This window comes from Terrabacter sp. P5_B1, assembly GCF_056400505.1.
Genome location: NZ_JBFULD010000067.1, coordinates 1 through 14,563, shown reverse-complemented (window position 1 = coordinate 14,563; position 14,563 = coordinate 1). Strand labels below are relative to the sequence as shown.

14 protein-coding genes are annotated in these 14,563 nt (G+C 71.3%); 2 read left to right on the top strand and 12 right to left on the bottom strand.

The window, feature by feature from the left end; all coding sequences use genetic code 11:
- The 9 genes from AC1DP0_RS07215 to AC1DP0_RS07175 all read right to left on the bottom strand — a co-directional run.
- Positions 1-692, bottom strand: a 692-nt coding sequence (locus AC1DP0_RS07215; protein WP_478083213.1) for a hypothetical protein, incomplete at its 3' end; no start/stop codon positions are given.
- Positions 689-2,029 carry a hypothetical protein gene (locus AC1DP0_RS07210; RefSeq protein ID WP_478083212.1) on the bottom strand — a complete coding sequence of 447 codons (1,341 nt, stop codon included), beginning with the start codon at positions 2,027-2,029 and terminating at the stop codon, positions 689-691. The genes AC1DP0_RS07210 and AC1DP0_RS07215, both read right to left, overlap by 4 nt.
- Positions 2,030-2,052: 23 nt before the next feature.
- On the bottom strand, positions 2,053-3,516 hold the full coding sequence (locus AC1DP0_RS07205; protein WP_478083211.1) for an RtcB family protein: 1,464 nt from the start codon (positions 3,514-3,516) through the stop codon (positions 2,053-2,055).
- A gap of 37 nt (positions 3,517-3,553) precedes the next feature.
- Positions 3,554-5,047 (bottom strand): polysaccharide biosynthesis protein, encoded by a 1,494-nt coding sequence (locus AC1DP0_RS07200; RefSeq protein WP_478083210.1) that lies wholly within the window; start codon positions 5,045-5,047, stop codon positions 3,554-3,556.
- Positions 5,044-6,231, bottom strand: coding sequence for a DegT/DnrJ/EryC1/StrS family aminotransferase (locus tag AC1DP0_RS07195; protein ID WP_478083208.1), 1,188 nt, complete (start codon positions 6,229-6,231; stop codon positions 5,044-5,046). Before AC1DP0_RS07195 ends, AC1DP0_RS07200 begins: the two co-directional genes overlap by 4 nt.
- A 91-nt stretch (positions 6,232-6,322) precedes the next feature.
- Positions 6,323-7,030: a LuxR C-terminal-related transcriptional regulator gene (locus AC1DP0_RS07190; RefSeq protein WP_478083207.1), complete on the bottom strand. Its 708-nt coding sequence runs from the start codon at positions 7,028-7,030 to the stop codon at positions 6,323-6,325.
- A gap of 125 nt (positions 7,031-7,155) precedes the next feature.
- Positions 7,156-7,806 (bottom strand): response regulator, encoded by a 651-nt coding sequence (locus AC1DP0_RS07185; RefSeq protein WP_478083205.1) that lies wholly within the window; start codon positions 7,804-7,806, stop codon positions 7,156-7,158.
- Positions 7,803-8,423, bottom strand: a complete 621-nt coding sequence (locus AC1DP0_RS07180) for a sensor histidine kinase (protein ID WP_478083204.1) — start codon at positions 8,421-8,423, stop codon at positions 7,803-7,805. The genes AC1DP0_RS07185 and AC1DP0_RS07180 overlap by 4 nt, the downstream gene beginning before the upstream one ends.
- A gap of 540 nt (positions 8,424-8,963) precedes the next feature.
- Complete coding sequence (locus AC1DP0_RS07175; RefSeq protein WP_478083203.1) at positions 8,964-9,737, bottom strand: SDR family NAD(P)-dependent oxidoreductase; 774 nt, start codon at positions 9,735-9,737, stop codon at positions 8,964-8,966.
- A 52-nt stretch (positions 9,738-9,789) separates the two neighbouring features.
- On the opposite strand from AC1DP0_RS07175, the gene AC1DP0_RS07170 reads away from it, so the two are divergent.
- Positions 9,790-10,581 carry an exodeoxyribonuclease III gene (locus AC1DP0_RS07170; RefSeq protein ID WP_478083202.1) on the top strand — a complete coding sequence of 264 codons (792 nt, stop codon included), beginning with the start codon at positions 9,790-9,792 and terminating at the stop codon, positions 10,579-10,581.
- Positions 10,582-10,591: 10 nt separating this feature from the next.
- Here the strand turns inward: AC1DP0_RS07170 and AC1DP0_RS07165 are convergent, their stop codons facing one another.
- The 3 genes from AC1DP0_RS07165 to AC1DP0_RS07155 all read right to left on the bottom strand — a co-directional run bounded on the left by AC1DP0_RS07165 (position 10,592) and on the right by AC1DP0_RS07155 (position 13,759).
- Positions 10,592-10,903 carry a hypothetical protein gene (locus AC1DP0_RS07165; protein WP_478083201.1) on the bottom strand — a complete coding sequence of 104 codons (312 nt, stop codon included), beginning with the start codon at positions 10,901-10,903 and terminating at the stop codon, positions 10,592-10,594.
- A 338-nt stretch (positions 10,904-11,241) separates the two neighbouring features.
- Positions 11,242-13,008, bottom strand: coding sequence for an MFS transporter (locus tag AC1DP0_RS07160; RefSeq protein WP_478083199.1), 1,767 nt, complete (start codon positions 13,006-13,008; stop codon positions 11,242-11,244).
- A 43-nt stretch (positions 13,009-13,051) separates the two neighbouring features.
- Complete coding sequence (locus tag AC1DP0_RS07155; RefSeq protein WP_478083197.1) at positions 13,052-13,759, bottom strand: LppX_LprAFG lipoprotein; 708 nt, start codon at positions 13,757-13,759, stop codon at positions 13,052-13,054.
- Positions 13,760-13,877: 118 nt separating this feature from the next.
- On the opposite strand from AC1DP0_RS07155, the gene AC1DP0_RS07150 reads away from it, so the two are divergent.
- On the top strand, positions 13,878-14,480 hold the full coding sequence (locus tag AC1DP0_RS07150; protein ID WP_478083195.1) for a hypothetical protein: 603 nt from the start codon (positions 13,878-13,880) through the stop codon (positions 14,478-14,480).
- Positions 14,481-14,563: the final 83 nt, after the last annotated feature.

Here is a 14,563-nt window from a genome sequence, read left to right as displayed (position 1 = left end):
TCCCACGGCTGCTCCACCCGCCCGTGCGGCATGGTCCGGCGCAGGGCCCTCGCCGTGCCCGCGTCGACTCGGCGCGGTTCGGGCAGCCCGTGGAGTCGTTCGCCGTCGTAGGTGCAGAGATTGTCACTGACCGGCGCCCCGTCATCATGCGCGAGGCTGCTGAGCAGGGTCGACTTGCCCACTCCTCCGGGCCCGGCGAGCACCACGCCGTGGTCACTGACCCGGGCAGCCGAGACGTGCAGCGGCACGGACCCACGGACAGCGGCCCACCACAGGGTCGGGTACTGCAGGAGCGCTGCGCGCCAGAGCAGCTCGGTCCGGCCCGGCGCCGCCAGACGCAGCGCACGGTGGGTCGGCCCCGGCCGTGGGCGTGCCGTGACGGTGAGCGCCTCCGCCGACGGTTCGACGAGGAGGTCGAGGCCGCTCCCGCACGCATCGGCGAACACCACGCGCAGCCCGTCACCCCATGCCCCGCGGGTCAAGGGGGCGAGACCGGGGGGCTGGAAGGGGGCGTGCGATGACTCGACGCGCACCACGACATCGGGGGTGCGGCCGGCGTCGGGCGCGTCCGAGTGATTCGACGGTGCCGGTCGTGGTGGATCACCCAGGGCGCGGTCCACCACGTTCATCCAGGCGCGGGACCCGGACTCGACGTCGACCGTCAGGCCACAGGACTCGGCTCGGCGCCTCACGACATCCCCCGCATCTTCTGGCTGCTCAGCGCACCCAGTTCCTGTTCCAGGGGGTCGGGTGCGCCGCTCGGAGGCGCCGTGGGTGCGACCGGCGTGATGGGTGGTCGGGCGTGACGGCCCCCCTCTGCCAGCGCCGCCCGGTCGAAGAGGCGCCGGCGCCGGAAGGTGAGCACGCCGACGATCGGCCAGCCCATCACGGCTGCGTTGCGGGCCATGTCCTCGAGCTTGCGTTGTGACTCCACCGACGGGCTGAGGGCGATCACGACGGGTTCGCCCACGCGGCCGAGCGCCGGCCCTCTGCCCTGCAGCGCGACAGCCGCGTCCGGCGCGTGCTCGACACGCACGCCCGTGAGCGTCTCCAGCTCCAGGCAGATGCGCGCCGCCCACTGGTCGTACCTCTTCTCGACCGGCAGCAGCAGGATCGGCCGTCCGGCGAACCGCGAACCGACCACCCTCGCCGCGTTCCCGAAGTCACGCAGGCTGCGAGCCCCCGTCGGACCGGCGAGAGCCAAGGTGGGCAGGTGCCCGAGCAGGGGTGCGTCGAGCTCGGCGGCGACCCACCGCCGGCCCCGGACCTGCGGGTGGATCGCCTCGAGGATCGCGACCAGGCCCAGAGCGAGGATGAGGGCGGCCAAGCCGGCCAGCGCCACGAGCTGCGGCACCTTGGGGCCGACAGGGTCGGGCAGCGCGGTGGCGGGATCGAGCAGACCGATGCTCGAACGCTGTGTCGACGCGAGGACGAGGTCGGAGCGCTGGCGCAACATGTCTGTCAGCGTGGGCGCCATCGCGCCGATCCGGGCCTGGAGCTCGAGCACCGTTCCGGGTGGGGCGACGGCGAGCTGCCGGATCAGACTGTCCCGGTCCTTGGTGAGGGAGTCGATCTGCTGGTTGAGCGTGCTCATCTGGGCCGCGTCACTCTGGCGCGAGGTGTTGGCGTACCTCAACGCCTGCTGCACCAGGGAGTTCGTGGCGATGACCGACCGGTTCGGGTTGTCCGTGGTGACGACCACGTCGTTGACCGTGGAGACGCCCACCCGGGTCACGTCGATCGAGTGGGTGGCGAAGAGCGTCGGGTCCCCGGGGATCCCCGCGGCCTCCATGGCGTGACGGACCATGTTGGGGGTCGTGATGACGCCCTGGAGCCACTGCGTCGCCGCGTCTGCCTGGACGTTGGTGCTGGCGAGTCCGCCGGACATCTGGACGCGCGCGACAGCCTGGTACTCGGGTTTCTGATGAGCTCCGTAGAGAGCGGCCGCCACCACGGGAACGATGACGAGCAGGCCGATCAGCCACCAGTACCCGCCGATGACTCGACGGAAGGCCTCATCGATGCGCATGTGACTTCTCTTTCCGGGCAGGTCTAGTGCAGGACGGCGAACGGTCGCATCCGCGCCACCGGTCGGACGATCTGATGGGTCGACAGCACCGACATGGCCGCGTTGACGCCGGCGTCGTCGAGGTGCGGCGCCTCGGTGGGTGCGGTGTCGTCGTAGCGGAACCGCAGGGTCGATCGCCCTGCGGGATCGGACCGGGAGGTTCCGTTCTTGGCGAACTGGTCGATGACGGTGCCCGCTCCGTGGCAGGCGGAGTGCAGGCTCTGGCTGCTCGAGCTCCCGGCGACCGCCAGGTACGAGGACGTGCGGTGCGTGCCGGGGAGGAGCACCGCCTGTCCCGTCTGCGCGAAGGTGGTGCCGGGTGTCATCAGGTGCGCGGGGTAGGCGCGGCACGAGTTGTGGCGGTGCACGACGGCCCGCTCCCCCGCGACGTCCTCCTCGTAGATCGAGTTGTGCGGCGAGTCGACGACGAGGCTGCCGGGCGCACCGCCGAAGGCGTCCGCCGCCAGCTGCCGCAACGCCTGGTAGGTGGCCATCCGGAAGGCATAGCCGTAGTTCATGGCCGCAGCGTTGGCCAGCATGAGCCGCTTGCCCTCGTCCGAGTCGAGCTCGACCGGCGGGCACGCCGAGGTGAAGAAGAGGCGCATCCGCTCGCGGACCTGTTGCGTCGATCGTGCCGTTGCGAGGTGGAAGAGCGGCTTCTGGACGGCCATCGCGGCCCTCATGACACGGGCGGTGTCACGCCGCCGGGCGAACAGGTGCCCGATCTCGCCGRTGAGCACGCCACCGCCGGCGTGGTACTGCAGGGTCACCTGCCCCTGCCTGATGCCGAGGAGCCGAGCCGCCTCGGGATCGAGGATCTCCTCGACCTCCTGCAGCTCGACGAAATGGTTGGTCGGGCCCACCGTGCCGAAGCGAAGCCTGGCCAGCTGCCACGTGAGCGCCGGCATCTCGGCGACGAGGCGGTCGCTGCCGCCCCACTGCGCGAGGTCGATCCTGCCGCCCTCCTCGACGCGCTCGAGCTCGGCCGGGTCCACCCCGTTCCGCTCGACGGCGAAGTCGGCGCCCTCGGTGGCCGCGCTGACGACCTCGCGATAGGACAGGTCGCGCCGGTTGGTCGTCGGGTACGGGTAGCGCTCGCGCACCCGGCGGTAGAAGTCGCTCACGGCTGCGCTGGTCGGCCGGTCGCAGTTGAGCGCTATGAGCGCCATCCCGCAGTTGACCGACGAGCTCGTCAACGTCGGGCGGATCGTGCCTGCAGTCGCCACGGCGATGCTGGAGGGCATCTCCATGGCCGACTTGTGGTGGAAGTCTGGCAGGACGACCGGCGGCGCCGCGAGGTCCATGCCGAGCGTCGCGGAGTTGAACGACGCGACCAGGTCACGGTCTGCGGGCACGTGGTCGCTGTCGAACACGCGCGCGCCATGGTGGCCGGTCGTCGAACCGCCCTGTGGCTCGTCGGCGCGACCCGCGATGACGTTGATCTTCATGTGGCCAACCTGTCTTCAGAGTGGGTGCCGGGGTGCATCAGTAGTCGTCCGGGTAGGGCGCAGAGGTCTGCATCGCCACCGCTGCGACGGGCTCGGGCCGGTAGATCGGCAGCGCTTCACGGAGGGTGCGACGCACCTCGTCCGCCGCGTTGCGTCCAGCCGCGTCGTACAGCGAGAGCATCAGCAGGTCGAAGTCCTCGTGCACGGGGACGGCGTCGGCGCTGAAGATGCGCGGGTGGCTGGTGGGGACACAGTCCTCGTCGTCGCTGAAGAGCGACTCGTGAAGCTTCTCGCCCGGACGCAGACCGGTGAAGCGGATACGGACGTCGCGGACGTCGAGCTGGCGTGCGAAGTTGGCGACGAGGTCCACGATCTTCACAGGCGAGCCCATGTCGAGGACGAAGGTCTCGGACCCGGTCGTCAGATGGGCCGCCTCGAGGACGAGTCCCACGGCCTCCTCGATCGTCATGAAGTAGCGCGTGACGTCCGGGTGGGTCACCGTCACGTCCCGTCCCGCCGCCATCTGGGAGACGAGAACCGGCAGGAGCGAGCCTCGGCTGCCGAGCACGTTGCCGAAGCGAACGGCGGAGACGACGGTGCGACCCCCGGCGTGCTTCCTGACCACCTGCTCGGCCAGGGCCTTGGTCGCCCCCAGGACGGAGGTCGGGTCGGCGGCCTTGTCGGTCGAGATGGCCACGAAACGCTCTACTCCGGCCTCGACCGCGGCGACGAGCACGTTCTCGGTGCCCTGGACGTTGGACTTCACGCCCTCGCACGGGTGCTGCTCGAGCATCGGCAGGTGCTTGAGCGCGGCCGCGTGGAAGACGACGTCGGGCTGGTAGTAGCGCATGACCTGCCGCATCCGCTCCGCATCGCGGATGTCCGCGACCACCGCGTCGTGGGCCTCGAGGAAGGCCTCCCCCCGGAGCTCGAGCTGGAGGCGGTGCAGGTTGGACTCGTCGTGGTCGAGCATGACGAGGCGGCTCGGGGCGAAGCCGTTGACCTGACGGCACAGCTCACTGCCGATCGAGCCTCCGGCTCCGGTGACGAGCACCGTTCTGCCGGTGATGATCTCGGCGACCTCCGGCGAGGCGACGTGCATCTCACTTCGCCCGATCAGGTTGGCCACGTCGAGCGAGCGCAGGTCCGTCCCGACGACGTCGCGCTGCAGCATCGCGATGAAGGACGGTAGCCGGCGGACGCTGGCCCCGACGCGTGCAGCGGCGGTGGCCAGCCGGGTCACCTCGGCTTCGGGCAGCCCGGGAATGGCGAGGACCACCACGTCGATGCGCGCGGCCGTCGCGACCTTGAGGACGTCCGAGAGCCTGCCGAGCACGGGCAGGTGCCGAACCCTTCGCTTGGTCACGTCGTCGTCGAGGAATCCCACCGGACACAGTCCGAAGTCCTCGACGCGCTGCAGGTCTCGAGCCAACGCCTTGCCCGCCGCACCCGCTCCGACGATCAGGGTCCGTAGCCCCACGTCCGGGACCGAGCTGCCGATCCCCGGTCGGGTCCCAACCTCCGAAGTCATCGCGCACTTCCTATCTGCCGCAAGGCTGCACACACCTCGTCGACGTCGTCATCGGTCATGTTCTGGTCGAAGGGGAGGGAGAGAGTGCCTTCGAAGACTCTGTCGGCGCCGGGCAGGCCCGCCGCGGGCACGATGCAGTGGTTGACGTGCCAGGTCAGTCGGTGCAGGGGGATGAAGTGCACGGACGAGCCGATGCCGAGGGCACTCAACCGGTCGATGAGCTCGTCGCGCGACACGGGAAACCCTGGCTGGATCCGCACGGCATACAGGTGCCAGGCGTGTCGGCCATCGACATGCCGCGGGGGAAGGCTGATCGACGGCAGGCCCGCGAGCTGCGCGTCGTAACGGGCGGCCACCTCGACGCGCCGGGCCTGGTCGGCATCGAAGCGGCGCAGCTGCGCTCGGCCGATGGCTGCCTGGACGTCCGTGAGGTTCGCCTTGAGGCCGTCGTCCGCCACGTCATACCGCCAGCTCGCCCCGGGGGTGTAGCGGCGCCACGCGTCCCTCGACATGCCGTGCAGGCGGGTGCGGACCAGGGTCTCGGCGAAGTCGTCGTCGCTCGTCGTGACCATGCCTCCTTCGCCGATGGCCAGGTTCTTCGTGGCGTAGAAGCTGAAGCAGGTGGCTCGGGAGATCGAGCCGACCCGCCGAGAGCCGACCTCCGTGCCGAGCGCGTGCGCAGCATCCTCGATGACCCGGTCGAGACCGATCCCGGCCGCCGCCGCGGCCGCCTCGACATCGACCGGTCGCCCGCCGAGGTGGACGACGACCATCGCGGACACGCCACCGACCTCWCGAACGGCCGCGCGGATGAGGTCCTCGGTCGGGACGGCGCTCCATGGGCCGACATCCGCCAGCACGGGCACCAGGCCGGCGTGCGTGATGGCACCGGCCGCGCCGCAGAACGTGTTCGTCGACATCAGGACGCGCGACCCGGGCGCGAGGCCGAGACCCCTCAGGGCCAGCTCGAGGCCGGCCGTGCAGGAGCTGACGGCGACACCGCGGCCGGCCCCGACGTAGTCGGCGAACTCGCGCTCGAACTCGACGACCTCCTGCCCGGTCGTCACCCACCCCGACTCGAGCACCCGGGCCACGGCAGAGCGCGCCTCGGGCCCGATCACCGTGCGCGCAAAGGGGATCGAGCGGGACGCCGCTACACGTCGTGGCGAGGTCTGAACGGTCATGTTTCCCCCTGGGCCTCAAGGGCCTGTCGGCATGGGCGCGGACGGTCCCGCTCCCTCGACGTTAGGAACCCCGGAGCAGCAGCACACCCGCTCACCGCCCGAGGCCCCCTACGCCATTCGCGGTAGACGCTTCCTCGGCACTCCGGCCGAGGAGCCCGCCGCGACGCGCCTCAGCGACGGCCGCGAGGGTGGTGTGGACCTGCAGTCGCCGGAGGATCGCGCCGATGTGGGTGCGGACCGTGTTGGGCGACATGTTGAGCAGCAGGCCCGTCTCCTCGCGCGAGTGACCGTCCATGAGGCACCGCAGGACGTCGTACTGACGAGGGGTGAGCCGCATGAGGGGCGGACGAGTGGACTCGGGAGTGGCGCCAGGCTGGGGTGGAGTCAGCACCGACGTCATCAGTGAGACCGGGATGAAGACCTCGTGGGCCCCGACCTCGCGGACGGCCGAGACGAGGCGTTCGAGTGGCTCGTCGCTGCGCACCCAGCCACGGACGCCGATCTGGAGCGCGTGGCGGGTCAGGTCGGCGGCGTCCGGCTCGGTCACGAGCACGATCCCCAGGTCGTGAACCTGCTCGAGCGCGGAGCGCGCCAGCTCGAGGGACGCGTCCTGACGGACCAGCGCATGCAGGATCAACACGTCCACCGGCACGGGCCCCAGCAGCTGGAGCACACCGGGCACGGTCGAGGCGCGCCCGACGACACGCAGGCCTGGCAGCGCCTCCAGGGTCTCAGCCAACGCCTCCAGCACGAGCTGCTGCCGGGCGAAGACCACAACCCGGACAGGTTGGGTCGTCATGAACCCAGCATCGAGGGCGAGGACCGACCGCACACCCGACGTCTGGACGACCCGCGACTACGTCACATGCCCGATCTGGATGTCCGATCCGGGAGGGGTCGCGCACGTCGACGAGGCGGCGTCGGTCACGTTCGCAGTCGTGCCGGCCAGATCGCCGGGCTCCCGTGGTCGGCGAGGAGAGCCGCCGCCTCGAGCCGGGAGTGGACCCCGAGCTTGGTGAGGAGGTTCTGGACGTGCGTGCGCGCGGTGCTGTTGCGCACACCGAGCTGGCGGGCGATCTGCTGGGTGGTCAGGCCCTGCGTGATGCACCGCAGCACGTCCCACTCCCGGTCGGTCAGGAACCGCAGCGCCCACAGCGGGTCGGCAGCGGACGGAGGCAGGAACGCCTGTTGCAGCAGGTTCGCCTCCACCGCGACCTGGCCCTCCGCGGCCCGGTCGAGCATCAGGCAGATCTCGTCCATCGACATCGACTTGCGGAGGAATCCGGAGGCACCCATCGAGAGCGTGCCGACGACGGCTTGTGGATCCGCGGCCGCCGAGAAGACGACGACCTTGGTGCCCGGCTGCCTTGTCCTCATGGCCCGAAGCGCGTCGAGGCTCGTGCCTCCCGGGAAGTGCAGGTCGAGCAGGCACACGTCCGGCGCATGGTCGGTCACTGCGCTGACTGCCTCGTCGGGCGTCACGGCCAGCGCCACGACGTCGTGGCCGCGCGCCACCAGGGAGGCACCGAGAGCTTCGAGCAGCAGACGATGGTCGTCGCAGACCACGATCCTCATCGGGTCTGGACCCGCGCCAGGAGCGGCAGCTCGACGGTCGCGACAGCACCTCCGTCGACCCCGTTCTCGAGCTGGAGACGTCCGCCGCAGTCCCGGAGGACGCCCGCCACGGTGACGAGGCCGATGGAGTGCTGCGGCGCGAGCCTGCCCAACCCGGGCCCGTCGTCAGCCACGGACACGACCGCGAGCGGTCCACTGGCACTCACGGTGACCGTCACGCGTCCCTGTGGTCCGGCGGCACGAGCGGCGTTGTCCAACAGGCAGATCAGCGCCCTGACGAGAGAGACGCGCGGAGCGAGCACTGCCACGGGCTCAGCTCCCTCCAGCCTGACCTCGAACCTGACGCCGGGAGCACAGCAGGACACCGCATATCTCGTGACATCCATGATGTCGAGGGGCTCCTGGTCGTCCTCACGCTTCCCACCGAGCACGGAGCCGACCAGGTCGGTGAGCCAGGCAACCTCGTGCAGGATGCCGGCCAGGCGCTCGTCGTTCGACGGAACGTGCGGGTCAGCGAGCATTCGGATCGCGGCGAGTGGCTGGATGAGGTCGTGACACAGCGCACGCATCGCGGCGTCGCCCCCGGGACGGGGCGCCTCCATGTGCAGTCCGTCCATCGGCCCATCGACGGCGGCCAGCGCACGCCGACGACTGAAATTCAACTTCCTTGCTGACATCTGATCCCCCCCAGAGGACGGTCTACGTACTCGGAACGCCTGCACCATCCCGCCCGCACCCCGAAGGTGCGATGGCTCCCGCCCACCTCAGCCGGGTCCGGAAGGCCCGTGACGCCCGACCGGGCCGGGTCGACGTCACGAGCTGCTGGTCACCGCAGCGCACGTCCGCCACCCATCCCTGCACCGGCCAACAGCCCGAGGGCTGCGATCTCACCGTCATCTGCCTGTCCGAACCTGTAGGAGCCCTCGCCACTCCCGACACCCCCCGGGCCGGTCGTGGCCGACGTTGATAGGAGTCGGCGAGCTCCTCCCGGTTCACGGTAACACCGGGTGTTCCCGCGTCAGTCGAATCGCAAGATGAGGCCCGAGTTCCCTTGTATCAAAAGGACATACGAGACAAGTCCCGTTTCTGCAAAGTCCGGAGAATCGCGTGATGCGGCTTGGGACGGGCGGCGCGGGACGTCCCTCGGCGGCCGGGGTTCAGCGGCGTACGAGACGAGCGCGCCGGACGACCGAGCGGGGCACGACCCGCAGCAGTCCCACGATGGCCTTGTACTGCAGACCGGGCACCGACAGGACACGGCCCTTGTCGACGTCGTCGAGGCATTCGGACACGAGGCGGGTCGGATCCAGCCACATGAAGTCGGGGCCCGGCTTGCCGATGCCGGCGCGCTGCTGGAACTCGGTGTTCGTGAAGCCGGGACACAGGGCCGTCACCGTCACGCCCGAGCCGGCGAGCTCGCTCGCGAGCCCCTCGCTGAACGTCGTGACCCAGGCCTTGGCGGCGGAGTACGAGCCGGAGGCGATGAAACCCGCCACCGACGAGACGWTGACGACGCGGCCACGGCCGCGCTGGCGCATCGCCACCCCGGCCGCGTGGGACAGGACGAGCACGGCCCGGGTCAGCACGTCGAACGCCGCCTCCTCGACCGCGACGTCATTGCGCAGGAAGCTGCGGCGCTGCCCGTAGCCCGCGTTGTTGACGAGGACGTCGACCGGGCGCTCGGGGTCGGCCACGCGGTCGGCGACCGCCTGCAGGGCCGACCGGTCCGAGAGATCCGCGACGAGCACCTCCGCCGACACGGCATACCTGCTCGTCAGCTCGACGGCCACCGCCTCGAGACGGGAACGGTCGCGGGCGACGAGCACGAGGTCGTGCTGGCGCGCCGCGAGCTGACGGGCGAACTCGTGCCCGATCCCGACACTGGCTCCCGTGACGAGGGCCGTGGGTCGCGTCGTCCGCTGTGCAGTCATGCGCCTCACCCTAGGGACCGTCCGTCGGCGCAGCGGTCTAGGGTGACCGACTGTGCGCATCGCCACCTGGAACGTCAACTCCATCCGCTCCCGCATCGACCGCGTCGCCGCCTGGCTCGAGCGCAGTGACGTCGATGTCCTCGCCATCCAGGAGACCAAGGCCCGGGAGGACCAGTTCCCGCTCGAGCGGTTCGAGGCCCTCGGCTACGAAGTGGCCCACCACGGCCTCAGCCAGTGGAACGGCGTCGCCATCGCCTCGCGGGTCGGCCTCGCCGACGTCCAGGTCGGGTTCGACGGCATGCCCGGATGGGGCGACCCCGCGGCACCGGAGGCCCGGGCCATCGGGGCGCTCTGCGACGGCGTACGCGTGTGGTCACTCTACGTGCCCAACGGCCGGGCGCTCGACGACCCGCACCTCGGTTACAAGCTGAGCTGGCTCGACGCCCTGTCGGGGGCCGGGCGGCGCTGGCTCGCCGACGACCCCGGCGCGCAGATCGCCCTCCTCGGCGACTGGAACATCGCCCCCACCGACGCCGACGTGTGGAGTGTCGCGTACTACGAGGGCCGCACGCACACTTCGCCCGGCGAGCGCGCCGCCTTCCAGAGCGTCGTCGACGCAGGCTTCAGCGACGTCGTGCGACCGCACACGAGCGAACCCGGCACCTTCACCTACTGGGACTACACGCAGCTGCGCTTCCCGAAGCGTCAGGGCATGCGGATCGACTTCGCGCTCTGCTCCCCCGCCCTCGCCGCGCGCGTCGTGGGTGCGGCCATCGACCGCGAGGAGCGCAAGGGCAAGGGCGCGTCTGACCATGCCCCCGTCGTCTTCCAGGTCGGGGAGTGACCGAGCTCGCTCACGCCTCGATCGGGTGGCCGGTGAACGAGCCGGTGCCGTCGGCGACGACGGCGCCCGAGGGGTCGAAGACGGAGAACTGGTAGGTGCCCGAGAGCTTGTCCTTGCGGACGCTGCCGCGGACTCGGACTCTGACCGTGAGGCCGGGCTTGTCCGGGCCCGCCGGGCCGGGCTGGCCCACCCACATCGTTCCCTGGAACCCGCTGTCACCCCGACGTGCCCACGTGCCGGTGAAGGGAGCGGCCGCGGGAGAGATGTCCTGGCTGATCAGGACCCCGCCTGCCGCGAAGCTGACGACCGTCGTGACCGTCATCGTGTCTCCGGGCGGGTCATCCTTCCGGGAGATCACCCAGCTCCCGCTCGGGCCGGAGTCACTGTTGCCGTCCGCCGAAGCGGACGCCGCGGACGCCGCGACTGCCACGCCTCCCATCGCCGCCGCGCCTGTTCCCAGCAGAACCCGCCGACGGTTCAGCACGTGCTCGTCCATTGCGCCCTCCTCCTCGTGGCGGCGGTCCCGGAGGCCCACCCTGAGTCTCCAGACTCGGGGTCTGCGACAGCAGGCGTCAAGAGAGCGGCTTGCATTCAACCGACATGCGTGATAAGTGCCTGCGGCGCGTCGGTCCAGCCGGAGACCGCCGGCGCGCCGGTCGGTCAGAGCGCGACGAAACGGGGCGCGTCGGCATCTGCCGCTTCCGTCGCCGTCACCCGGCCGCTGACCCCGAGGGTGAACGCCACCACCCCACCGAGCAGGGCTGCGACAGCCCCGCCGAGGAAGACCGTCTGCACCTGGACGACGCYGGCCCCGATGAGGGCACCGGTGTCGAGCCGGTTCGGCAGACGACGCACGGCCTCGAAGTAGCGGTTCAGACCGATCGAGGTGAGCAGGGCCAGACCCACGACCATCCCCACCATCCGGGCCACGACCACGAGGGAGCTCGCGACCCCGTGCGCGTCGGCCGGCGAGTCGGCCAGCGCGGCGTTGTTGACGGGCGCGAGGGCGAGGCCCATGCCGAGGCCGACGACGACGAGCACGACGGTGGCCGGCACGGTGGCGCTGACGGAGTCCAGGGTCCAGCGGGACATGACGAGAAGGCCGCCGCCGGCGAGAAGGAGACCGGTCCCGGCCACGGACCCGTCCCCGAGTCGTCGCAGCGACCATCCGCCGAGCAGCGCCCCGACCGGCACGGCGAGCAGGAACCGCACGAGCACGAGCGCCGCCCCGGTCTCGTCGTAGGCGTCGGTGAGGCGGGCCAGGAGGGGGACGTCGACGACGACCGCGACGAGGGCCGCGCCGACGAGCAGGCTGACGACGAGCGCCCGCAGGCCGCGGGCGCCAACGACGCCACGCGGGATCAGCGGGTCCGCGGCGTGGCGGTGCCACCAGGCCAGGACGACGAGGGCCAGGGCACCGACGGGCAGAAGGCTGTAGCCGAGGGGACCGACGACCTCCTTCTCCGGGTCGGACGACGCGAAGGTCAGCACGAGGCTGCCGAGGGCGACCGCGACGAGCAGCGCCCCGACGAGGTCGGCTCGACGCAGCACGGCCCACCAGCGCGGCGCCGTCAGGACCGCGACCACGAGCAGCAGCCCGAGCCCCACGACCCCGATCGGGGTCAGCAGCCTGGACGTGCCGACGAACGGGACGAACGGCGCGCCGAGGGCGACGTCGGTGACGAGCGACTGCGGTGCCGCGAGGGCGAGCCCGGTGACGCCGAGCCCCAGCACCGCGAGCGCTGCCGCCGCCACCGGAACGGCCCGGTCCCGCGCCGAGCCACGCGGCTGCCGCGAGCCCGATCTCGAGCCCGACCCCCGCGCTGACCCCCGCGCTGACCCGGACCCCGACGAGACCGAGCGGGACCCGATGAGGTGGATGACGGCATACAACACGAGGGCGGCAGCGACGTTGAGCCAGAAGATCGCTCGCCATCCTGACCACGCGAGGACGAGCGCGCCCAGCACCGGTCCGAGCACCGACCCCAGCTCCTGCACGGCTCCGACGGCGCCCAGCGGCGTGCCGCGCCGGTGTTGCGGCCACAGGTCCGCGACGAGCGCGAGGGTCGCCGGCACGAGGCCACCACCGCCGACGCCCTGGAGCACGCGCCCCGTGACGAGCACCGGCATCTCTACGGCGAGCGCCGTGACGGCGGACCCGACGGCGAAGACGAGCAGGCAGCCGAGCAGGATCCGGCGCCGGTCGAGCAGGTCGGACAGGCGCCCGATGAGGGGCAGCACCGCGATGTAGCCGAGGAGGAAGCCGGAGATGATCGGCGTCGCCCGTTGGAGGGAGTCGATGCCGATGCCGACTCCCGCCATCATGTCCGTCAGCGCGAGGACGACGACATAGGTGTCGGCGGCCGCGAGCGCGACGGCTGCCGACGCTGCCGCGAGCAGCGCGAGGCGGTGCGTGCCGGTGGTCATCGCGGACCCCACGGCCGCATCGTCGGGTGACGTCACCGGGAGGTCAGGGCTTGGAGATCGTGACCGGCTGACCGTACTCGTCGAGGGTCAGGGTGTACGTCGACGTCGTGCCCGCGCCGAAGAACGGCCCGGTGATGACGACCTGGCGCAGCTCCTGGGAGTCGGTGAGACCGTAGGTGACGGAGAAGGTGCCGCTGCTGTCGCCGATGAGGAAGAGGTCGGTGACGGCCTTGCCCGGGAGGTTGCCCTTGATCGTCGAGAGCACCTCGGAGCCCTGGCGCACCTTGTCGCCCGCGACCGGGGACGTCGTCGCGGTGAGCAGCGTCGTGAGGCCCTTGTCGGGAGAGAAGAGAACCGCGGGGTCGGGCAGGCCGAAGGTCTTGGGGTCGATCTTGTTGGTGCCCGGGATGAGCGGGAGCTTCGCGTAGACCTCACCGCCGATGGAGGTGATCTCCGCGTCGGCCTGCACACCCTTGAGCGTCACCTTGAAGGTGCCCTTGAAGGCGGGCGGGTGCTTGCCCCAGCCGTCGGCGGACACCACGCCACTGGCGCCCTGCGGCACGTTCGCGCTGGCGAGCGTGAGGTGGACCGACGACGCGGCGTCGACCTTGGCCTTGGCGGCGGCGAGCTGCTGGGCCGGCGACTGCTGCGACTGCTGCGACGAGGCCCCCGGGTCGCTCGAGCAGGACGCCACCGTGACGACGCAGAGCCCCGCGAGGACCGCGGCGGCGAGCTTTCCCGTGATGCGCATGGGGGTCAGGCTAACCGAGGGGGCCGCCCCCTTCGGTCGGGCACGTCGATGTGGGTATGGCTAGGGTCGGGGACGATCACGGCGGGACGACCCGTCACTGACGAAGGAGCACGAACCCATGGCCCTGCTCGGAGTCATCCTGATGCTGCTCGGCGCCGGAGCCGGCGTCGTCACCTACCTTGCCACCCACGCCGCAGCCGGGACGATCGCCATCTCGGCCTTCGGTTTCACGCGCAACGCCACAGCGCTCGAGCTCGCCGTCTACGGCGCGGTGGCGGTGCTCCTCTTCGCGCTCGGTTGGGCGCTGGTCTCCGCGGCGGCCCGCCGTCGCGTCCGGGTGCGCCGCGAGAACAAGGAGGCGGCCCGCCTCACCGAGGTCGAGGAGAACGCCGACGCGGCCCGCCGCGACCACGAGCGCCAGCTCCACGAGGCGAGCCTGCGCGACGAGGACCTGCGTCGCCGTGAGAGCGAGCTCGCCGCGCGCCACGAGGGCCTCGACACCCGTGAGGCCGAGCTGGAGCGCCGCGAGGCCGAGTGGCGCGACCGCGAGGGCCCGTCGGTGGCCGACGTCGTGACCGGCCGCGCCGAGGGCAACGTCCACGACGGCACCGCCTCGTGGTCCGACGAGTCCCGCACTGACAGAGATGTCGCGCACGAGCCGCGCGGCGGGGCTCACGAGCAGCGCGACGGGGCTGACGAGCAGCGCGACGGGGCGGTGTGAGGGACGGCGCGGACTTCGGTGTGGTCAAGCCGGACCCGCTGGCGTATGCCGCTGCGCACCGCGCCGTCGAGGCGGACCTCGGG